The organism is Chelativorans intermedius (assembly GCF_025398255.1).
Lineage (GTDB): Bacteria > Pseudomonadota > Alphaproteobacteria > Rhizobiales > Rhizobiaceae > Chelativorans > Chelativorans intermedius.
Map to the genome: position 1 here is coordinate 20,167 of NZ_JAODNW010000021.1, position 20,224 is coordinate 40,390.

A 20,224-nucleotide genomic window follows, 5' to 3' on the forward strand; every position below is an offset into this window, starting at 1 on the left:
ACTTTCCATAGCAGATGAATTTCAATCTTTATATTCCATTTTGGCGCTCGCGATTGGCCGTGCCGACGGCCACCACCAATGCCACGGCGAGCGACAGCGTGGCCGAGAGCAGGCGGAAATCACCGAAATCCGCCTCCTGAACGGTGAGGAGAAGCGGCGTGACGGGGCGCAGTGGGCTGGCCAGCGAATCGGTGATGGCCACCACGGAGGCCCCGGCACGCGCGCCCGCCTCCGCCAGCGCCACGGTCTCCGCCGAATAGGGGGCGAAGGTGATGGCGATCACCGCGTCGCCGGCGCGGATGGCATGGTGGCTGTCAAGCTTGCCGACATGATCGTGCAGCATGGTGGGCACATTCATCTTCTCGAAGCCGTAGGCCAGGTAGGAGGCGACGGAGAAAGCGCGGCGGAGGCCCACGATGTGCACCATGCTGGCCTCGGACAATGCCTTGACGGCAACGTCGAGCGTGCGCGGGTCGATGGTGCGCGTCAGCGTTTCCAGCGACAGCCGGCCGGCCTCCACGAACTCGGCCAGCAGCGCCGAGGGGCTGCCTGCCCCGCTCTGGCGCAGCTTTTCCAGGCGGGTGGAATAGTCCGGCCATGCCGGGATGTAGGAGTCGCGGAACAGGCGCTGCATCTGCGAGAACCCGGAAAAGCCCAGCACCTGGCAGAAGCGCATGAAGGCCGAGGGCTGAACGCCCGCCGCCTCCGCCATTTCGGCGACGGTGGAGACGGCGATGCGGTCCGGGTTCGCCACCACATAGTCGGCGCATTGGCGCAGCCGCTTGGGCAGGCCGTCGGAGACCTCCATGATGCGATCGAGCAGTTCCTCGATGCTGGCCGGTGCCGAAACCGCGTCCATGCGCCCTCTTTCCCTGGTGGTGATCGCCGCGATGCTATCGCTCCTGCAACGCAGATTCCACTAACCCAGCACCTCGGCCACCTTTACCGCCCGGCCCTCCGCAAGCGAACGGTAGGCCGCATCGGCCAGCGCCAGCGCCTTCAAGCCGTCTTCGCCGCTGGGCGAAGGCGCCGCACCGCCGGAGACGGCGGCGATGAAGGCGGCCATCTCGGCGGCATAGGCCTGGGTGTAGCGCGTCATGAAGAAGTCGTGCAGCGGCGGCTTCGTGAAGCCCTCGGCCGTGGCGATCTCGATGGAGACCGGCCGCTGGTTCTCGGCCGCGACGGCGCCCTTCTCGCCCAGCACCTCGATGCGCTGGTCGTAGCCATAGGTGGCGCGGCGCGAATTCGAGATGGCGCAATGTTTGCCCGATGCGGTGGTAAGCACCACGGAAACGCTGTCATGGTCGCCGAGGGCGCCGATTTCCGGGTCGACAAGCACCGAGGCGGTGGCAAACACCGTCTCCGGCTCCTCGCCCAGCAGGAAGCGGGCCATGTCGAAATCGTGGATCGTCATGTCGCGCAGGATGCCGCCGGAGGAGCGGATATAGGTGGCCGGCGGCGGGCCGGGATCGCGCGAGGTGATCTGCACCATCTCCACCTTGCCGATCCGGCCCTCGTCGATGGCCGCGCGCACGGCCGCGAAATGGGCGTCGAAGCGCCGGTTGAAACCGACCATGAGGGTGGCGCCCGTCTCCTCCACCACCTTCAGGCAGGCCCTGACCCGACCGAGATCGAGGTCGATCGGCTTCTCGCAGAATACCGCCTTGCCGGCCCGCGCGAAACGCTCGATCAGGTCGGCATGGGTGTCGGTGGGAGTGCAGATCACCACGGCATCGACATCGCCCGCCTTCTCGATCTCCTCGATGCTGCGCACCTGGCAGCCATAGGTGTCGGCGATGGCCTGAGCGGCCTCGGCAAAGGCGTCGGCGACGGCGACAAGTGCGGCATCGCGGTTGCCGGCAATCGCCTGGGCGTGCACCTTGCCGATGCGTCCGGCGCCCAGAAGTGCGAATCTTACGGTCATGGGAGTTCTTCCTGTCTCGCTTCTAGGGTTGGGACCAGCCGTTGCCGGGCCTATTCGGGATAGGCACCGGCGACGTTCTGGTCGCAGTCGATGATGGCGCCCGTCAACACGCCCGAGCGCGGCGACAGAAGGTAGGTGGCAAGCGGTGCCACCTGCGCCGGCTTGACGAGCTGCCCGAAGGGTTGGGCCGCCTCTGCCTTCTCCAGCCAGTCGTCGGGTGCATTGTGAAAGCGCTTCTGGGTGGCATCCTCGCCGGGCGTGTCCATCCAGCCGCAGGCGATGGCATTGCAGCGTATGCGGTCATGGCGATGGGCCTGCGCGGTGTTCTTGGTGATGTTGGCAAGCGCCGCCTTGGACGCCGAATAGGGCGCCAGATAGGACTGGCCGCAGTGAATGACCATGGACACGATGTTGACGATCGAAGCCGGGATGCGGTGATCGAGCGCCTGGCGCACGAATGCCTGCATGGTGAAGAAGGGGCCGCGCGCATTCACGTCCATCAGCCTGGCCCAGACCTGCGGCGTCGTGTCGAGCAGGCTTCCCCGGTCGCAGGAGGCCGCCGCATTGACCAGCGCATCGAGCGGGCCGAGCAGCGCCACCGCACGGTCGATCAGCATGCGGCAATCCTCGACGTCGGCCACGTCGGCGGCGACGAAATGCGCGTTGCCGCCCAGCGCCTTCAGCGCGGCAACGGCCTGCTCTCCCTTCGCCGGGTCGCGACCGGCAAGGACGACGCCCTCGCAACCTTCCCGCACGAGCTGCCGTGCGATGGCGAAACCCAACCCCTGAGTTCCCCCCGTGATGACGGCATGCCGGGCCGCACCTTCCGTGTCTGCGCGGTCCTGCGGCATCATGCGGCGTCCTGATACTCGGCGCCGGTCTTGGCGCCGGTGATGTAGGCCACGACGTCCTGGGGATCCGTCTCCTGCTTGTTGAGGTTGGCCACGATGCGGCCGCGGCGGAAGACGACGATTCGGTCCACCAGATCGAAGACCTGGCGCATGTTATGGCTGATGAGAATGAGCGGCTCGCCGGTCTCCTTCAGGGTGCGGATGATGTTCTCGACCTGCGCCGTCTCCTGAACGCCGAGCGCCGCCGTCGGCTCGTCCATGATCGTCAGCTTGGAGTGGAAGGTGGCGGTGCGCGCGATGGCCACGCATTGGCGCTGTCCGCCGGACATGTTGCGGATCTTGTTGCGGATGTTGGGTATCTTCACCGCCGTGCGCTCCAGCCCGCGCAGGGTGGCCTCCCGCATGGCCCGATAGTCGAGAATGGAGAAGGGGCCGAGGTTGAACAGCGTCTTCTCGCGCCCCAGGAACAGGTTGTCCGGCACGTCGAGATCGTCGGCGAGCGCCAGCGTCTGGAAGACGGTTTCGATACCGGCTTCGCGCGCGTCGATCGGCCCGGAAAACTGGCGGGGAATCCCGTCGAAGATGATCTGGCCGCGGGTGGGCTGCTCGACGCCGGTGATCTGGCGCACGAAGGTGGACTTTCCGGCGCCGTTGTCGCCCATGATGGCAACATGCTCGCCGCGCCGCAGGATGAAGTTGGCGCCTTCCAGCGCATGGACACCGCCATAGTGCTTGGTCAGGTCGCGGGTCTCCAGAATGACGTCGTCGCTCATAGTCTCCTCCCTGCTAGCGTTGCGAAGCGAAGCGCTGGCGATACTGATCGAGCACCACGGCGCCGACGATGATCGCGCCCTTCACCATCTCCTGATAGTAGGCGTCGAGCCTGAGGAAGGTGAAGCCGGAGATGATGACGCCGAAGATCAGCGCGCCGAGCACCGTGCCGACGACGGAGCCGCGCCCGCCGGAAAGCGAGACGCCGCCGATGACGGCCATGGCGATGGCGTCGAGCTCGTACATGACGCCCATGCCGGCCTGGGCCGTCAGGTTCTTGGAGCTGAGGACCAGGGCGGCCAGGGCAGCCAGCATGCCCGCAATCACATAGACCAGCACCTTGTGACGGGCGACCTTGATGCCCGACATGCGCGCGGCATCCTCGTTGGAGCCGATGGCATAGGTGTGCTTGCCATAGACCGTGTATTTCAGGATGAGCTGAAACAGGATCGCAAGTCCCACGAAGATGAACACCGGCATCCAGCCGCCAAGCCCGTTTCCGATCATCGCGTAGCTGTCGGTGGGAAAGGAGATCGGCTGGCCCTTGGACCACCACTTGGCAACGCCGCGCGCCGTGACCATCATGCCGAGGGTGGCGATGAACGGGGGAATGCGCGTATAGGCGATCAGAAGGCCGTTGATCAGGCCCGCCACCAGACCGCAGGCAAGCCCCACCACCACCGGCACGATGACCGGCAGATCCATGAAGGCAGGGCCGAAGACCGCCTTCGGATTGGGATGCCCGTTGACCTCCGCCACCTGTGCGAAACTCATGGCGATCATCGCGGTGGCGCCGACGACCGAACCGGAGGACAGGTCGATGCCGCCGGAGATGATCACCTGCGTCACGCCAATGGCGATGATGCCGACGATCGAAACCTGGAGGATGATGATGTAGAGGCGCTGCTCGTTGAAGATGCTGCCGAAGCGGCCCTGCGTGTCGAACAGGAAGCTCTGGCCCATCAACAGGGCGCCCAGCACCTCGAAGATCAAGACGATCAACACCAGCGCGCCGAATATGTTCAATTCGTTCGGCCACACCCGCCTCGAGGCGTCGAAGGTCAGGCCGCCGGTGCCATGAGTGGTCTCGGACATCGTCTATCCTCCCAATATCCATCTGCGATCGCCGCACAGGCAGCCCGTGCCTTCAAAAATGGGCGGCACCTGCCGCTGCCGCCCATCTTCGCATATCAGCGCAGGCGCGATCAGTTCTTTGCGAGGTAGTCGTCGATATTGGCCGGCGTGACCAGCTCGAAGGGGATGTAGACCTTCTGCGCCACATCCTCTCCCCGCGCCAGCTTCAGCGCCGTATCGACGGCACCCCTGCCCTGACCGGCGGCGTTCTGGAAGACCGTCACGTCAAGGTCGCCCTCGCGCATGGCAACCAGCGCGTCCTGCGTGGCATCGACGCCGGTGACCACGACATCCTCCATCGAAATGCCGGACGCCTTCATGGCCTGAATGGCGCCGATGGCCATCTCGTCATTGTTGGAGAACACGCCGTCGAACTGTGTGCCGGAGGACAGCCAGTTGGTCATCAGGTCCTGCGCCTCGTCGCGCGACCAGTTGGCCGTCTGCTCGTCGATGACGTTGATGAAGCTGCACATGTCCATGGCAAGCACGTCATGGAAGTCCTTGGTACGCTGAACGGCGGCCTGGTTGGAGAGCTCGCCCATCATGATGTAGATGTTGGCGCCCTCGCTCTTGCCCATGCTGCGCAGGAGCTTGCAGCCCTCGAACGCGGCAAGCGTGCCGGATTCGATCTCGTTGGAAGCGACGAAAGCCTGGTTCTCCGGCAGGCTGTCGACATTGATCGGCTGGCGGTTAACATAGACCAGCGGCACACCGGCAGACGCGGCGGCATTGGTCATCGCCTCGGTCGCGGAGGTGTCCACCGGGTTGACGATGATCGCATCGACGCCGGAAGCGATGAAATTGTTGATCTGATCGAGCTGCTTGGCGACGTCGTTCTGCGCGTCTTCAACCTGCAGATCGACGCCTTCGAGCTCGTCGGCGTATTCGATCATGCCATTGCGCAGAACGGTCAGGAAGTTGTCGTCGAACAGTGCCATCGTGACGCCGATGGTCTCGGCCATGGCCGAGGTCGTCATCAGCGCCGATACGGCAACACCCATAATAAGCTTCTTCATGAGACTTGCTCCTCCACACGAGGGGTGTCCGGCAGCACCCTTCATTATGCCGGAAATCCCGAACACGGGAATTCTCCCGACGCCTGCGGCAGCCGCTCCCCGGGCTTTCGGCCCATGCCGCCCCTCCCGAAATAGAACGTCACCACCGTTTCGGCGTCCATAATGAAATATCTATTCTATTTTTTGCTCCGGCGTCAAGCGCCTTCGATCACGCCGCGCGGCGGCGCACGCGCTCGCAGACCAGCGCCATGCTGTCGGCGAGCGCGCGCCGCAGATCCGGCGCCCGGTGCACCGTTTCTGAGAACGGCTCGAAGGAAAGCGGGCCGGCATAGCCGGCGGCACGCAGCGCGGCGACCTGGCCCACATTGTCCAGCCGGTCCTGATCATCGACGAGCACGCGATGGCCATCGCGCATCACCGCCCTGCCGAGGCTGCCATCGGTAACGCCGGAAAGATGAACCAGCCCCGTATGGGCGGGGAAAAACGCGCTCTCGCCGGCCACGAAGTGGTGAAAGGTGTCGTGCACGAGGCGGAATGTTCCGCCCAGGCCAAGCGATTCGATCGCCTCCACGGCCTCGCTCTTGTGGCGCAGCGAGCAGCTCTCGAAGCCCAGCGGCTCGACGAGGCCGACGATGCCCGCCTCGGCGAGCAGGGGCGCCAGCGCCTTGAGCGCGATGCGCAGATTGGCCTGGCGCTCGCCATTGGCGCGGCCCGTGCCATCATTGGTGGGCACCAGGACGAGCGCCTGCGCGCCACATGCCCTGGCCTGGCCGATCAGCGCCCTGGCCTCCCGCTCGCGCACGCCGTCCCAGGCGTTGAAGCGCTGCAGGGCATTGATGGAGAAGATGTGCAGGCCCCGTGCCGCGGCGGCGCGCCCGACGTCCGCCGGGTCCGTGCCGTCGGCAAGCGCGTTGCCTTCGATGTCGTTGCGGATCTCCACGCCTTCCGCGCCGAGCGCCTGGGCAAGATCCAGAAAATCGGATACCGAAAGCTGCGGCGCGCACATATGGTTGAGCGCAAAAACAGGGCTGTTCTCGGACATTCGTGCCTTTCCTCCATGCGGCGCGCAGGCGCCATTCATGGAATGAAAATGCTGCCCGGGTCAGGGACGGTCAATTTCATTTCATCATGAATGCCATCATTCATGATAGATTCAGGCAGGAAAGGCTTTCAAACTCCCTCAAAGACTTTCCGGCACATAGAGCACCGGCGGCAGGAAGAGCTGGCCCGGCGTTTCCGAAGGGCCGTTGCGCACCGCACTTGCCATATGCTCCATCAACGACCGGCAGAGCGCGCCCAGAGGGGTGGCGATGGCGGCAACGATCAGATGTTCCTGCAGGGCGGTGGAGGAGTCGGGGGTGAGCTCGTTGACCACGACCGCCGGCAGAGGGTCACGCGTCTCCTCGCGCAAGGCGCTGATGGCGCCTTCCATGCCGCCGCCCGCGACATAGAAGCCGGCGATGTCGGGATGCCGGTCGAGCAGGTTCAGCGTGGCCTCGTGGGTGACCTGCCGCGTTTCCAGATTGACCAGCGTCTCCAGAATCTCGAATCCCGGGGCGTATTCGCGGAAATAGCTGCGAAAGCCGGTCTCGCGCAGCTCGTGCCCGTGCCAGCGGTGGCTGCCGACGAAGATGGCCACCTTGCCGACGCGCGGCGCGGTGCGCGAGATGAACCAGGCGGCGGTGCGCCCCACCTTGAGATTGTTGAGGCCGACATAGCTCTCGCGCACGCCCTGGGCAAAATCCGACAGCAGGGAGAAGACCGGCTTGCCCTCCCCCTTCAACGCCTCCACCGCCTGCGTGACCGAGTGGTGATCCAGGCTGGTTGCGGCAATCGCCTGCGTCCTCTGCCCGAGCGCCGCCAGCCGCTCCACCACCTCGGCGGGCGTCTGGTGCTTCACATATTCGATGTGAGCGCGCACGCGCATGCCGGGCATCGCATCCGCCGCCTCCTGCAACGCCCTGCCGAACGCCTTATAGAATGGCTGGCTCTCCTTCTGCAGCAGGAAGCCGAAGTCCATCTGCGGCAGGTCCTGGGTGAGCCGCCGGTGGATGAGCGCCGCGGCGTGATAGCCGATCTCGCTGGCCGCCTCGTAGACGCGGCGCGCCGTCTCCTCGCGCACCCGGTGCCGGCCATTGAGAACACGATCCACCGTGGCCACGCTGACGCCGGCCGTCCTTGCTACGTCTGCGATGGTCGGACGCTTGCCCATTCTCGCCTCCGTGATCGTAATCCATCAAGCTTTCGGACCAGGGCGTGATGGAAAATGATAGAAAAATTGCATGAAACTTGATGTCTGTCAAAAGCCCTCATAACATCCCGCCTGCCAATCGGAGGAGATGCTTAGAGATGGGCAAGCGCAACTACAGCCTGATCGGCCCGGACGCCAGGCGCGCCGTGGAGACCGGCCTCGCCTCGGCCGAATGGTACCACACGGATGTTCCGCGCAAGGAGATGAAGGCGCTGATGAAGCGCAGCGACGGCCCGGCCATTCGCGACACCATCGTCTGGCTGGGCAGCATGGCGGCCCTTGCCGGCGTCGCCGTTTGGCTATGGCCTTCTGCCTGGTCGATCCCCTTCTTCCTGGCCTATGGCGTGCTCTATGGCTCGGCAGGAGACTCGCGCTGGCACGAATGCGGGCACGGCACCGCGTTCAAGACGCGCTGGATGAACGACGCGGTCTACCAGATCGCCTCCTTCTTCATGATGCGCAATCCCGTCACGTGGCGCTGGAGCCATGCCCGCCACCACACCGACACCATCATCGTCGGGCGCGACCCCGAGATCGCGGTGATGCGGCCGCCGGACCTGCTGCGCCTGATCCTCAACTTCTTCGGAATCATCGACCTGTGGCACGCGACCATCGACATGCTGCGCAACGCCGCCGGCGTGGTGAGCGCCGAGGAGAAGACCTTCATTCCCGAGCAGGAGCAGCCCAAGGTGGTGCGCATCGCCCGCATCTGGCTGGCGATCTATGCAGCCACCGCCGCGACGGCCGTCTATACGGGCTCGATCCTGCCCTTCCTGCTGATCGGCGGCCCGCGCCTCTATGGCGCCTGGCACCACGTGATGACCGGCCTGCTGCAGCATGGCGGGCTGGCGGACAACGTGACCGACCATCGGCTCAACAGCCGTACGGTCTACATGAACCCCATCAGCCGATTCATCTATTGGAACATGAACTACCATGTGGAGCATCACATGTTTCCCATGGTGCCCTACCATGCGCTGCCCCGGCTGCACGAGCTGATCAAGCACGACCTGCCGGCGCCGAACACCTCGATCCTCGACGGCTATCGTGAGATGATCCCCGCCTTCCTGCGGCAGCTGCGCTACGAGGATTACTTCATCAAGCGCGCATTGCCGCCGACCGCGAAGCCCTACCGGGCCGAGTTCCACGAGGTGGCGCCGCAGGCGGCAGCGGCGGCAGCAGAATAGAACGGAAATTCCAAGGGAGGTCTCCATGGCGCGTTGGGTTGAAGCGTGCGGCGTCGAGGATGTGGACGAGGAGGACCTGATCCGGTTCGACCACGAGGGCAGAACCTATGCGATCTATCGCAGCCCGGACGACGAGTTCTATGCCACGGACGGAATCTGCACCCATGAACATGCCTTCCTCTCCGACGGGCTGGTGATGGACTACATCATCGAATGTCCGAAGCACAATGGCCGCTTCGACTACCGCACGGGCGAGGCCAAGGGGGCGCCGGTGTGCGTCAACCTGAGGACCTATCCGGTGAAGGTGGAAGACGGCCGCGTGTTCATCGATCTGGGCTGACGCGGCGATGGGCGACATCGTGATCATCGGCGCCGGCGAATGCGGCGTGCGGGCCGCCTTCGCACTGCGCGAGGCGGGCCATGACGGCGCCATCCTGCTCGTCGGCGAGGAGCCGCACCTGCCCTATGAACGCCCGCCCCTTTCCAAGAACTGCCCCGTGGCGGCCAAGCCCATCGCCGAGGAAGCCCGGTATGCACAGGCGCAGATCGAGCTTCTGCAGGCCAGCCGGGCGGAAGCGATCGACCGGGCGGCGAAGCGGGTGCATCTGGCGGATGGCCGCAGCCTGGTCTACGACAAGCTGCTGCTGGCCACGGGCGCGCGGGCGCGGCGCTTTCCCGGCATGGAGGCGGCGCTGACCCTGCGCAGTCTCGACGACGCACACGCCATACTGGAGGCGCTCGGCCCGGGGCTGAAGCTTGCGATTGTCGGCGGCGGCTTCATCGGGCTGGAGCTTGCGGCCACGGCGCGGGGTCGGGGCGCGGCAGTGACGGTGATCGAAGCGGCCCCCCGGCCGATGGCGCGCATCGTGCCGGGCGAGATCGCCGAGGCGGTCGCCGCGCGGCACCGGGCGGCGGGGGTGGAGCTGATCCTCGGGACAGGTGTGACGCAGGTGCGCGAGGACGGCGTTGCGCTGAGCGACGGGCGCACGATCGACGCCGACATGGTGGTGGCCGGCGTTGGCGCGGCACCGGAAACGCGGCTTGCCGAGGCGGCGGGCCTGAAGGTCGACAACGGCATCCTGGTCGATGGCCGGCTGGCCACCAGCGATCCGCACATCTTCGCCGCCGGCGATTGCTGCCGCTTTCCTTTCGACGGGCGGCTGGTGCGCCTGGAAAGCTGGCGCGCCGCGCAGGACCAGGGAACGCATGCCGCCCGCGCCATGCTGGGCAGCCAGGAGCGATATGCCAGCCCGCCCTGGTTCTGGTCCGACCAGTACGACCTCACGCTGCAGGTGGCGGGCCTGCCCGACCCGGCGCGCACCCATGTGCGGCGGGCGCTCGGCGACGGTGCCTTCGTGCTGTTCGAGCTCGACGATGCGGGCCGGCTCGCGGCGGCCAGCGGCATTGGAATCGGCAACGCTGTGGCGAAGGACATCCGGCTTGCCGAGATGATGATCGAGAAGGGGCTGCGGCCCGATCCGGCACGGCTTGCCGATCCGGCCGTCAATCTGAAGACGCTCTTGAAGGAGGAGACGGCATGAAGCGGCCGAACCGCAAGACGATCGCCGAGCTGCGCGCGCTCAGGGGCGAGCGCCAGCTCGCAATGCTGCGCGTGGAGACGCTGGAGGAAGCGGAAGCCGCCGAGCGGGCCGGCATCGACATGGTCTCCGTGCCGCCCGAGCTGATGCTCGAAACGGCCTTCCGCGAGGCGGCGCCGACGGTGTTCGCCATCCCGGGCGTCAACTTCTTCGAGGTGGGCACCAGCGACGACTTCGTCCGCTGGGCCTTCCGCCTCTACAAGGCCGGTGCGGATGCCGTCTACTGCTCGGCAGGCACGCGCACCATCCGGCAGCTTGCCGAGGAGGGCATTCCCGTGTGCGGCCATGTCGGCCTCATTCCTTCCAAGGCGACGTGGACGGGCGGCTTCCGCGCCGTCGGCAAGACGCTCGAAACCGCCCAGCTCGTCTGGCGGCAGGTCAAGGCGCTGGAAGAGGCGGGCGCCTTCGCCGCCGAGATCGAGGTGGTGCCGGAGGCCATCGCCACGGAGATCGCCAGCCGGACTTCGCTCTTCATGATCTCCATGGGGGCGGGGGCGGGCTGCGACGCGCAGTATCTCTTCTCCGACGACGTGCTGGGCGCCAACACCGGCCATGTGCCGCGCCACGCCAAGACCTATCGCAACTTCGCCGCCGAATATGCGCGCCTGCAGGAGGAACGGGTGAGCGCCTATCGCGAGTTCGCCGATGATGTGCGCTCCGGCGCCTATCCCGAAACCGGCCACAAGGTGGCGGTGGAGGAGGAGACGCTTGCGCGCTTCCGCGATTGGCTCGAAAAACAGCCGCCGGCGTGAAGCCGCCCGCCGGCGTTTGCCCCGTCCGTTCCCAAAATCCGATCAAGGCCAGCCGATGAGTGAGAAGAGCTTCGACATCAATATCTCCTGCGAGGACCGGCCCGGCATCGTCGCCGCCGTGACGCGGGAGCTTGCCGGGCTCGGCGCCAACATCGCCGAATCCAACCAGTTCTGGGACCGGCAGACCAACCGCTTCTTCATGCGGATCTCCTTCACCGTTCCCGAGGCGGTGGACCGCGGGCGCATCGAACGCGCGCTGGAGCCGGCCATTGCCCGCTTCGACATGAAGACGCGGCTTGCCGACCGCTCGCGCCGCCCGAAGATCATCATCATGGTCTCGAAATTCGACCACGCGCTCCTCCACCTGCTCTACCAGATCCGCGTCGGCTGGCTGGATGCGCAGGTCGCGGCCATCGTCTCCAACCATGAGGATTCGCGCGGGACCGCCGAGGCAGAGAACATTCCCTACCACTGCTGGCCGGTGAACAGGCAGAACAAGGCCGAACAGGAGGAGCGGCTGCTCAAGCTGGTGCAGGAGACGGAGGCCGATCTCGTCATCCTCGCGCGCTACATGCAGGTGCTTTCCGACCAGCTTTCCAACCGCCTGTTCGGCAAGGTCATCAACATCCACCACTCCTTCCTGCCGAGCTTCAAGGGCGCCAAGCCCTACCACCAGGCGCATGAGCGCGGGGTGAAGCTCATCGGCGCCACCGCACACTATGTGACGCCCGACCTCGACGAGGGCCCGATCATCGAGCAGGAGACGGAGCGCGTGACCCACGCCATGAGCGTCGAGGACTTCATCGCCGCCGGCCGCGACATCGAGAGCCGCGTGCTTGCGCGCGCCGTCAAGCTGCACCTGGAAAATCGCGTGATGCTGAACGGGCATAAGACCGTGGTCTTTGCCAAGGGGTGAGCGCAGCGCCCGCGCGTTCGCCGCTGCCGGTCGCGGATGACGGCGCCGCAGTTCATGACGGCGATCCTTGCCGCCGTGCGGCTTTCACGCGGTCTCCAGCACCTCGCGCCCCTGGAAGGTGCGGATCTTCCGTAAGGAACCGGTTATCGCCGCCCCTTCTCTCGCCTCTCTTCATCCTGCTGCGGGGCCGGGCGGCGCGGCGCTGCGGCGCGCCGCCAGCTCCACCGCCAACACCTCCTCCACCGGCGGCGCGTCGGCGGTCCCAGCGCCCATCTGCGCGATGAGAAGGCGCGCCGCGGCAGCGCCGATGGCATTGCGCGGCTGGCGTACCGTCGTGAGCGGCGGAATGAAGTGGCGGGCGATGTCGATGTCGTCGAAGCCGACCACCGATACGTCCCGCGGCACCGTGTAGCCCTCCATGCTCAACTGCGAGATGAAACCACAGGCCATCTGGTCGCTGGCGCAGAAGACGGCTGTCGGCCGCTCGTCGAGGGCGAGCCAGGCACGGGCCGCCTCGGCGCCCGACTGCAGGGAAAAATCACCGTCGAAGAACCATTCGCGGCGCACGGGCAGGCCCAGCTCGGCGAGTGCTGCGCGTGTGCCCTGCAGCCTGGTGTCGGTGAGCACATTGCCGCGCGGACCGCTGACATGGCCGATGCAGCGGTGTCCGAGACCATGGAGATGGCGGATGGCCATGGCCGCCCCCGCAGCGTTGTCGATCATCACCTTCGAGAACGGGCTGCCGGCGATCCACTCGCAGGCGAAGACGACGGGCGGCAGGCCGCCTGCCGTGCCCCGCCGCTCGAAGAGCGCGACGGGCAACGAGCCGTCGAGCACGATCAGGCCATCGGCGCGCGAGCTGCTGAGATAGGTGAAGAGCTGCCCCTCGTTGGCATGCGGCTGCTTGGTGTCGACGATGAGCACCGAGAAACCGGCGGAGGCGGCCACCTGCTCGATGCCGGCAAGGATGTGCGAGAAGAACGGATTGCCCAGATTGGGCACCAGCACAACGATGGCGCGGGTGCGCCGCTGCCGCAGATTGCGGGCGGTGAGATTGATCTGGTAGCCGGTGCTGCGGATTGCCTCGAACACCGCATTGCGCGTGGCCTCCGAGACCACCGAGGGATTGCTGATCGCCCGGCTGACGGTGGCGGTGGAGACGCCCGCGGCGCGCGCGACGTCCTGAATCCTGGGCGTTTTCCTGTCCAATGTCCGTATATTGTTCGAGTCGCGAAAAAAATATTTGATGGAGGCGGAAAAATGGTTGACACTTATGTCATCCCAAATCAAGCTATATGTAATCGATTACAAGCAGCCTGTGCAAGTGCTGTAATCGATTACACCGGTGTGGAGGCCGGTGTGCCGGGTTTTCGGATCCCGCTTGATGGACATCCGAATGGGAGGATAGACATGAAATCTTTCAAAGCATTGCTGACTGCATCGACCTTTCTGGGGGCTGCTGCCGTGGCCTCCGCTGCCGAGATCGAGGTTACCCATTGGTGGACCTCCGGCGGCGAGGCGGCGGCCGTGGCCGAGTTCGCCAAGGCTTTCGAGGAAAAGACGGGCCACACCTGGGTGGACGGCGCCATTGCCGGCGGCGGCAACACGGCGCGGCCCATCATGGTGAGCCGCATTACCGGCGGCGACCCGATGGGCGCCACACAGTTCAACCATGGCCGCCAGACGGAGGAGCTGATCGAGGCGGGCCTGATGCGCGACCTTACGGAGCTTGCCGAGAAGGAGGGCTGGCGGGACTTCATCCGCCCGACGAGCCTGCTCGATTCCTGCACCGTCGACGGGCGCATCTACTGCGTGCCGGTCAACATCCATTCCTGGCAGTGGCTGTGGCTGTCCAACAAGGCCTTCGAGGATGCCGGCGTGCCGGTTCCCACCAACTGGGACGAGTTCGTCGCCGCCGCACCGGCGCTGCGCGCCGCCGGCAAGATCCCGCTCGCGCTGGGCGGCCAGCCCTGGCAGAGCTCGGGTCTCTTCAACGTGCTGATGGTGGCGCTCGCCGGGCCGGACGTGCTCGTCAAGGTCTATGGCGACAAGGACACCGAGGTGGCCGCGGGTCCGGAGATCGCCCGCGTGTTCAAGGCGGCCGAGGACGCCCGTGAGATGACCCAGGGCTCCAACGTGCAGGACTGGAACCAGGCGACCAATCTCGTCATCACCGATCAGGCCGGCGGCCAGATCATGGGCGACTGGGCGCAGGGCGAGTTCCAGGTGGCCGGCGAGGTGGCGGGCGAGGACTACACCTGCCTGCCGGGGCTCGGCGAGAACGAGATCATTTCCACCGACGGCGATGCCTTCTACTTCCCCGTCACAGACGACCCGGAGGTGCAGGAAGCCCAGCTTGCGCTGGCCTCCACCATGCTGCAGCCGGATGTGCAGGTGGCCTTCAACCTGAAGAAGGGCTCGCTGCCGGTGCGCGGCGACGTCGACCTCCAGGCGGCCAACGACTGCATGCGCAAGGGCCTGGAAATTTTGGCCGAGGGCAAGACGATGCCCGCCGTCAACCAGCTCAACACCGAAGACACGAACAATCAGCTCAACGACCTGTTCGTGGAGTTCTTCAACGATACGAGCATCACGGCGGAAGAGGCGCAGAAGCGCTTCGTCGACATCGTCGCCCAGGCAGACTGATCACCCAGGGAGCGAGCGCCGCCGGCCTGCCGGAGGTTGGCGGCGCTCACACCGTGGCCGGGCAATCCGGGAGGTGCCGTCATGCCAGCCCATGCGCGTCCAAACCAGCTTTTCCGCAACCTGTCGGCAAAGATCGCTTCCATCCCGATGATCCTGACCGCCCTTGTGGTGTTCGTCGGCGGCACGGGATGGACGATCGTCTACTCGTTCACCAATTCCAAGCTGCTGCCGCGGCTGAATTTCGTGGGCCTCGACCAGTACGACCGGCTGTGGTCGACCAGCAAGTGGATCATCTCGCTTCAGAATCTCCTGATCTACGGCGTCTGCATGCTGGTGCTGTCGCTCGTCATCGGCTTCGTGCTGGCAGCACTGCTCGACCAGAAGATCCGCTTCGAGAACACCTTCCGCACCATCTTCCTCTATCCCTTCGCGCTGTCCTTCATCGTCACCGGCCTCGTGTGGCAATGGATTCTCAATCCCGATTTCGGCATCCAGAGTATCGTGCGGGGGCTGGGATGGGAGAGCTTCAACTTCGATCCGCTCTACAATGCCGACATCGTGATCTTCGGCATCCTCATCGCCGGGCTCTGGCAGAGCAGCGGACTGATCATGTGCATCATGCTGGCGGGGCTGCGCGGCATCGACGAGGAAATCTGGAAGGCAGCGCGCATCGACGGCATCCCGACGTGGAAGACCTATCTCTTCATCGTCATTCCCATGATGCGGCCGGTCTTCATCACCGCCCTGGTGCTGATTTCCACGGGCATCGTGCGCGTCTACGACCTCGTGGTGGCGCAGACGGGCGGCGGCCCGGGCATCGCGTCGGAAGTGCCAGCGAAATATGTCTACGACTCCATGTTCCTGGCGCAGAATCTCGGCCAGGGCTTCGCCGCCTCGACCATGATGCTGCTGGCCGTCATCATCGTCATCGTGCCATGGGCCTATCTCGAGTTCGGAGGGAGGAAACGTCATGGCTGACACCGGCGCCATCAACGACACCGGCATCGCTGCCGAAGCCGCCTCCGAGGCGATGGTCGGCCCGCGCGGCGCCCGCCCCCGCCGCATGCTGTCGCGCCGCAACATCTTCCTCTACGGCACGCTCATCGTCGTGGCGGTCTACTACCTGCTGCCGCTCTACGTGATGATCGTGACCTCCGTGAAGGGCATGCCCGAGATCCGCATGGGCAACATCTTCGCACCGCCCGTCGAGATCACCTTCGAGCCCTGGGTGAAGGCCTGGGCGACGGCCTGCACGGGGCTCAATTGCGACGGGCTGTCGAGAGGCTTCTGGAACTCGGTGAGGATCACCATTCCCTCCGTCCTTCTGTCCATCGCCATTGCCTCGCTCAACGGCTATGCGCTCGCCCACTGGCGCTTCAAGGGTGCCAACACCTTCTTCACCATCCTCATCGTCGGCGCCTTCATCCCCTATCAGGTGATGCTCTATCCGCTGGTCATCATCCTGCGCGAGATGGGCATCTACGGCACCCTGACCGGGCTCGTGCTGGTGCACACCATCTTCGGCATGCCAATCCTCACCCTGCTGTTCCGCAACTACTTCACCTCGGTGCCGGAGGAGCTGTTCAAGGCGGCGCGCGTGGACGGGGCGGGCTTCTGGGCCATCTATTTCAAGATCATGCTGCCGATGAGCCTGCCAATCTTCGTGGTGGCGATGATCATCCAGGTGACGGGCATCTGGAACGACTTCCTGTTCGGCGTCGTCTACACCAAGCCGGACACCTATCCGATGACCGTCCAGCTCAACAACATCGTCAATTCCGTCCAGGGCGTGAAGGAATACAACGTCAACATGGCAGCGACGATCATCACCGGTCTGGTGCCGCTGATCGTTTACTTCGCCTCGGGAAAACTGTTCGTGCGCGGCATCGCCGCCGGCGCGGTAAAGGGATAAGCCATGGCCAGCGTCTCGGTTAAGAACCTCGACCTCAACTTCGGCGATGTGAAGGTCCTGCAGAACCTCAACCTGGACATCAGGCAGGGCGAGTTTCTGGTGCTGCTGGGCTCGTCGGGCTGCGGCAAGTCCACGCTTCTCAACTGCATCGCCGGGCTGCTCGACATCACCGACGGGCAGATCTTCATCAACGACCGCAACGTCACCTGGGAACAGCCCAAGGACCGCGGCATCGGCATGGTGTTCCAGTCCTATGCGCTCTATCCGCAGATGACGGTGGAGGGGAACCTTTCCTTCGGGCTCAAGAACGCCGGCGTGCCGAAGGAGGAAATCAAGAAGCGCATCGAGCGCGCCGCGGCGCTTCTGCACATCGAGCCGCTTCTCAAACGCAAGCCGGCGCAGCTTTCGGGTGGCCAGCGCCAGCGCGTGGCCATCGGGCGGGCCCTGGTGCGCGACGTCGATGTCTTCCTCTTCGACGAGCCGCTGTCGAACCTCGACGCCAAGCTGAGGGCCGAGCTCAGGGTGGAGATCAAGCGCCTGCACCAGCAGCTCGAAAACACCACCATGATCTATGTCACCCACGACCAGATCGAGGCGATGACACTGGCCGACCGCATCGCCATCATGCGTGCCGGCGCCATCCAGCAGCTTGCCGATCCCGCCACCATCTACAACCGGCCGGTCAACAAGTATGTCGCCGGCTTCATCGGCTCGCCCAGCATCAACTTCATCGACGGCACGCTGGAGGTGAACAGCGACCCGGTCTTCAGGGCCGGCGAGACGGCGATCGAGCTTTCCGGCTACGCGTTCTCCGGCAACGGCCCGAAGCCGGGGCCGGTGAGCTTCGGCATCCGGCCGGAGCACATCTTCACCGACAAGGTGGCCGCCGACCTGCCCTTCCAGTGCGAGGTGGAGGTGGAGGTGGTGGAGCCGATGGGCGCGGACACGCTGGTCTGGTCGCGGCTCGACGGCCACGAGCTGCGCTTCCGCGTCGATGGCCAGACGCCGGTGAAGGAGGGCGAGCGCATGAAGATCGGCTTCGATCCGGCGCGCGCCTCGATCTTCGACGCGGAGACGGAGATGCGGGTCTGAGAACCATTGCCGGTGGGGGCGCGGCCTGCGCCGTCTGCGGCGGTCGGGGCTCAGGCCTTAAGCGTTGACGACAACCCGGTGCCCGGCTGCGGCGCCGAATTCTGGAGAGATGCATGACCGAGTTTTCCTATCAGCTCTATTCCTCCCGGGAATTTCCGCCCCTTGCGCAGACGCTCAAGATGCTCAGGTCGCTGGGCTATGCGCAGGTGGAGGGCTATGGCGGCGTCTATGGCGACCTTCCGGCACTCAAGGCGGCGCTCGACGAGGCCGGCATTGCCATGACCTCCGGCCATTTCAGCCTCGATATGCTGGAAAACGAGCCGGACCGCGTGCTGGAGATCGCGCAGACCGTGGGCATGCAGGCGGCCTATTGCCCGCATCTGGCTGCCGACCAGCGGCCCGCGGACGGAGCCGGCTATGCCCGCTTCGGCGAGCGGCTGCAGAAGGCAGGCGAGCCGCTGGTCAAGGCCGGGCTCATCTTTGGCTGGCACAACCACGATTTCGAGTTCCGCCCGCTTGCCGACGGCGCCGTTCCGCAGGCCGAGATCTTCCGCGGCGGGCCGGAGCTTTCCTGGGAGGCCGACATTGCCTGGATCGTGCGCGGCGGCGCCGATCCGCTCGAATGGATCGAGGCGCACGGCGCGCGAATCTCCTCCGTCCACATCAAGGACATCGCGCCGGAGGGCGAGAAAGCGGACGAGGACGGCTGGGCCGATGTGGGCACCGGCATCATGGACTGGAGGGGGCTGATGGCCGCGGTGCGGGAAAAGACGAAGGCCCGCTTCTTCGTCATGGAGCACGACAAGCCGAGCGACCACGAGCGCTTTGCCCGCCGGTCGATCGAGAACGCCGGCAGATTCTAGGAAACGACTCACGAAACAGCGGCCGCAGCGCAGCCCGGACCGTGGCGAGGATGGTGCCGCCGGGAACCCTTCCCCGGCGCGGGCTCGCACCCCGGAGACATCGGTGCCGCAGAGGCCGCGCTAGGGAACAGGAAAGGCATGACCATGTCCGACAAACTTGGAGTAGGCGTCATCGGCTGCGGCAACATCTCCGCCGCCTATATGCGGCTTGCGCCGCTGTTCCGCGGCATCGAGATGCGCGCCTGTGCCGACGCGCTCCCGCAGGCCGCCAAGGCGCGCGCCGAAGAGTTCGGCCTGCGCCAGGAGACGGTGGAGGGGCTTCTCGAAGCCGACGACATCGACATCGTCGTCAACCTGACCATACCGGCCGCCCATTACGAGGTCTCCAGAAAAGCCATCGAGGCAGGCAAGCATGTCTACTCGGAAAAGCCCTTCGTGCTCTCCGTCGAGGAAGGCAAGGCGCTTGCCGCCCTGGCACAGGAGAAGGGCGTGCGCGTGGGCTCGGCACCCGACACCTTCCTGGGCGGCGCGCATCAGCTTGCCCGTCACCTGATCGACAACGGCGCCATCGGCAAGGTGGTGAGCGGGACCTGCCACGTGATGAGCCACGGGATGGAGCACTGGCACCCCAATCCCGATTTCTTCTTCAAGCCGGGCGCAGGGCCGGTGCTCGATGTCGGCCCCTACTATGTGACGAACCTGATCCAGCTCATCGGGCCGGTCAGGCGCGTGGCCGCCCTCGCCTCCATTCCCGCGAAGGAGCGCACCATCCTCTCGGAGCCGCGGCGTGGCGAAAAGATCAGCGTCGAGACCCCAACAACCATCCATGCGGTGATGGAGTTCGAGAACGGCGCGATCATCACCCTTGGCGCCTCGTGGGACGTCTGGCACCATAGGCACACCAACATGGAGCTTTACGGCGAGAGGGGCTCGCTGCATGTTCCCGATCCGAACTTCTTTGGCGGCGAGCTGACGCTTACCGACGAGGCGACGGTGGCCGCGCTGCCGCAGTGGGAGCATCCGCTGGGCGTGGCCAACCAGGAAGGGCGCGACGGCAAGGGACTTGCCAACTACCGCACCGCCGGGCTCGCCGACATGGCGCTCGCCATTCTGGAGGGGCGGCCGCACCGCTGCTCGCTCGAGATGTCGCTGCATGCGGTGGACGTGATGACGTCGATCCTGAAATCGGCGGAGAGCGGCGGCTTCGTTGCGCTTTCGACCCGCTGCGAGCGCCCGGCAGCGCTCGACATCGAAGCGGCGCGCCGGCTGCTCGAGGACAGGGTGCCCACATGATGGATACCGCGCCATGCA

The 20,224-nt window shown here is 65.5% G+C and carries 20 protein-coding genes; 11 read left to right on the plus strand and 9 right to left on the minus strand.

Going from position 1 to position 20,224, the window contains the following annotated elements; all coding sequences use genetic code 11:
- Nucleotides 1–28 precede the first annotated feature (28 nt).
- From NYR58_RS15285 to NYR58_RS15320, 8 genes are all read right to left on the minus strand, one after another.
- Complete coding sequence (locus tag NYR58_RS15285; RefSeq protein ID WP_261521956.1) at nucleotides 29–859, minus strand: MurR/RpiR family transcriptional regulator; 831 nt, start codon at nucleotides 857–859, stop codon at nucleotides 29–31.
- A 60-nt stretch (nucleotides 860–919) separates the two neighbouring features.
- Entirely contained in the window at nucleotides 920–1,924 is a 1,005-nt protein-coding gene (iolG, locus tag NYR58_RS15290) for an inositol 2-dehydrogenase (RefSeq protein ID WP_261521958.1), read from the minus strand.
- A gap of 50 nt (nucleotides 1,925–1,974) precedes the next feature.
- Nucleotides 1,975–2,778: an SDR family oxidoreductase gene (locus tag NYR58_RS15295; protein ID WP_261521959.1), complete on the minus strand. Its 804-nt coding sequence runs from the start codon at nucleotides 2,776–2,778 to the stop codon at nucleotides 1,975–1,977.
- Nucleotides 2,775–3,548, minus strand: a complete 774-nt coding sequence (locus NYR58_RS15300) for an ATP-binding cassette domain-containing protein (RefSeq protein ID WP_261521960.1) — start codon at nucleotides 3,546–3,548, stop codon at nucleotides 2,775–2,777. The genes NYR58_RS15295 and NYR58_RS15300 overlap by 4 nt, the downstream gene beginning before the upstream one ends.
- A 13-nt stretch (nucleotides 3,549–3,561) precedes the next feature.
- A complete protein-coding gene (locus tag NYR58_RS15305; RefSeq protein ID WP_261521966.1) occupies nucleotides 3,562–4,641 on the minus strand; it encodes an ABC transporter permease in 1,080 nt (359 codons plus the stop codon).
- A 110-nt stretch (nucleotides 4,642–4,751) separates the two neighbouring features.
- Nucleotides 4,752–5,696 (minus strand): sugar ABC transporter substrate-binding protein, encoded by a 945-nt coding sequence (locus NYR58_RS15310; RefSeq protein WP_261521977.1) that lies wholly within the window; start codon nucleotides 5,694–5,696, stop codon nucleotides 4,752–4,754.
- 208 nt (nucleotides 5,697–5,904) lie between these two features.
- The gene (locus NYR58_RS15315) at nucleotides 5,905–6,738 is read right to left on the minus strand and encodes a TIM barrel protein (RefSeq protein ID WP_261521987.1); all 834 of its coding nucleotides are present in this window, start codon (nucleotides 6,736–6,738) and stop codon (nucleotides 5,905–5,907) included.
- A gap of 138 nt (nucleotides 6,739–6,876) precedes the next feature.
- The gene (locus tag NYR58_RS15320) at nucleotides 6,877–7,908 is read right to left on the minus strand and encodes a LacI family DNA-binding transcriptional regulator (RefSeq protein WP_261521989.1); all 1,032 of its coding nucleotides are present in this window, start codon (nucleotides 7,906–7,908) and stop codon (nucleotides 6,877–6,879) included.
- A gap of 137 nt (nucleotides 7,909–8,045) precedes the next feature.
- Between NYR58_RS15320 and NYR58_RS15325 the strand changes: the two genes are divergently transcribed.
- Genes NYR58_RS15325 through purU form a run of 5 tightly spaced genes read left to right on the plus strand, consistent with a single transcriptional unit; the run spans nucleotide 8,046 to nucleotide 12,400 of the window.
- On the plus strand, nucleotides 8,046–9,134 hold the full coding sequence (locus tag NYR58_RS15325; RefSeq protein ID WP_261521992.1) for a fatty acid desaturase family protein: 1,089 nt from the start codon (nucleotides 8,046–8,048) through the stop codon (nucleotides 9,132–9,134).
- 25 nt (nucleotides 9,135–9,159) lie between these two features.
- On the plus strand, nucleotides 9,160–9,474 hold the full coding sequence (locus tag NYR58_RS15330) for a MocE family 2Fe-2S type ferredoxin (protein WP_261521994.1): 315 nt from the start codon (nucleotides 9,160–9,162) through the stop codon (nucleotides 9,472–9,474).
- Between the two features lie 7 nt (nucleotides 9,475–9,481).
- On the plus strand, nucleotides 9,482–10,675 hold the full coding sequence (locus NYR58_RS15335) for an NAD(P)/FAD-dependent oxidoreductase (RefSeq protein ID WP_261521995.1): 1,194 nt from the start codon (nucleotides 9,482–9,484) through the stop codon (nucleotides 10,673–10,675).
- Nucleotides 10,672–11,484, plus strand: a complete 813-nt coding sequence (locus tag NYR58_RS15340) for a 3-methyl-2-oxobutanoate hydroxymethyltransferase (RefSeq protein ID WP_261521996.1) — start codon at nucleotides 10,672–10,674, stop codon at nucleotides 11,482–11,484. Before NYR58_RS15335 ends, NYR58_RS15340 begins: the two co-directional genes overlap by 4 nt.
- Before the next feature lie 55 nt (nucleotides 11,485–11,539).
- A complete protein-coding gene (gene purU / locus NYR58_RS15345) occupies nucleotides 11,540–12,400 on the plus strand; it encodes a formyltetrahydrofolate deformylase (protein WP_261521997.1) in 861 nt (286 codons plus the stop codon).
- 171 nt (nucleotides 12,401–12,571) lie between these two features.
- Here the strand turns inward: purU and NYR58_RS15350 are convergent, their stop codons facing one another.
- Nucleotides 12,572–13,609 (minus strand): LacI family DNA-binding transcriptional regulator, encoded by a 1,038-nt coding sequence (locus tag NYR58_RS15350; protein ID WP_261521998.1) that lies wholly within the window; start codon nucleotides 13,607–13,609, stop codon nucleotides 12,572–12,574.
- 195 nt (nucleotides 13,610–13,804) lie between these two features.
- On the opposite strand from NYR58_RS15350, the gene NYR58_RS15355 reads away from it, so the two are divergent.
- The 6 genes from NYR58_RS15355 (at nucleotide 13,805) to NYR58_RS15380 (ending at nucleotide 20,206) form a co-directional block, all read left to right on the plus strand.
- Nucleotides 13,805–15,046: an ABC transporter substrate-binding protein gene (locus NYR58_RS15355; RefSeq protein WP_378074634.1), complete on the plus strand. Its 1,242-nt coding sequence runs from the start codon at nucleotides 13,805–13,807 to the stop codon at nucleotides 15,044–15,046.
- 81 nt (nucleotides 15,047–15,127) lie between these two features.
- A complete protein-coding gene (locus tag NYR58_RS15360) occupies nucleotides 15,128–16,024 on the plus strand; it encodes a carbohydrate ABC transporter permease (RefSeq protein WP_261522000.1) in 897 nt (298 codons plus the stop codon).
- Between the two features lie 52 nt (nucleotides 16,025–16,076).
- Nucleotides 16,077–16,958 (plus strand): carbohydrate ABC transporter permease, encoded by an 882-nt coding sequence (locus NYR58_RS15365; protein ID WP_378074635.1) that lies wholly within the window; start codon nucleotides 16,077–16,079, stop codon nucleotides 16,956–16,958.
- Nucleotides 16,959–16,961: 3 nt separating this feature from the next.
- A complete protein-coding gene (locus tag NYR58_RS15370) occupies nucleotides 16,962–18,050 on the plus strand; it encodes an ABC transporter ATP-binding protein (protein ID WP_261522002.1) in 1,089 nt (362 codons plus the stop codon).
- 113 nt (nucleotides 18,051–18,163) lie between these two features.
- On the plus strand, nucleotides 18,164–18,913 hold the full coding sequence (locus tag NYR58_RS15375; RefSeq protein ID WP_261522003.1) for a sugar phosphate isomerase/epimerase family protein: 750 nt from the start codon (nucleotides 18,164–18,166) through the stop codon (nucleotides 18,911–18,913).
- Between the two features lie 144 nt (nucleotides 18,914–19,057).
- Nucleotides 19,058–20,206 carry a Gfo/Idh/MocA family protein gene (locus NYR58_RS15380; protein ID WP_261522004.1) on the plus strand — a complete coding sequence of 383 codons (1,149 nt, stop codon included), beginning with the start codon at nucleotides 19,058–19,060 and terminating at the stop codon, nucleotides 20,204–20,206.
- Nucleotides 20,207–20,224 lie beyond the last annotated feature (18 nt).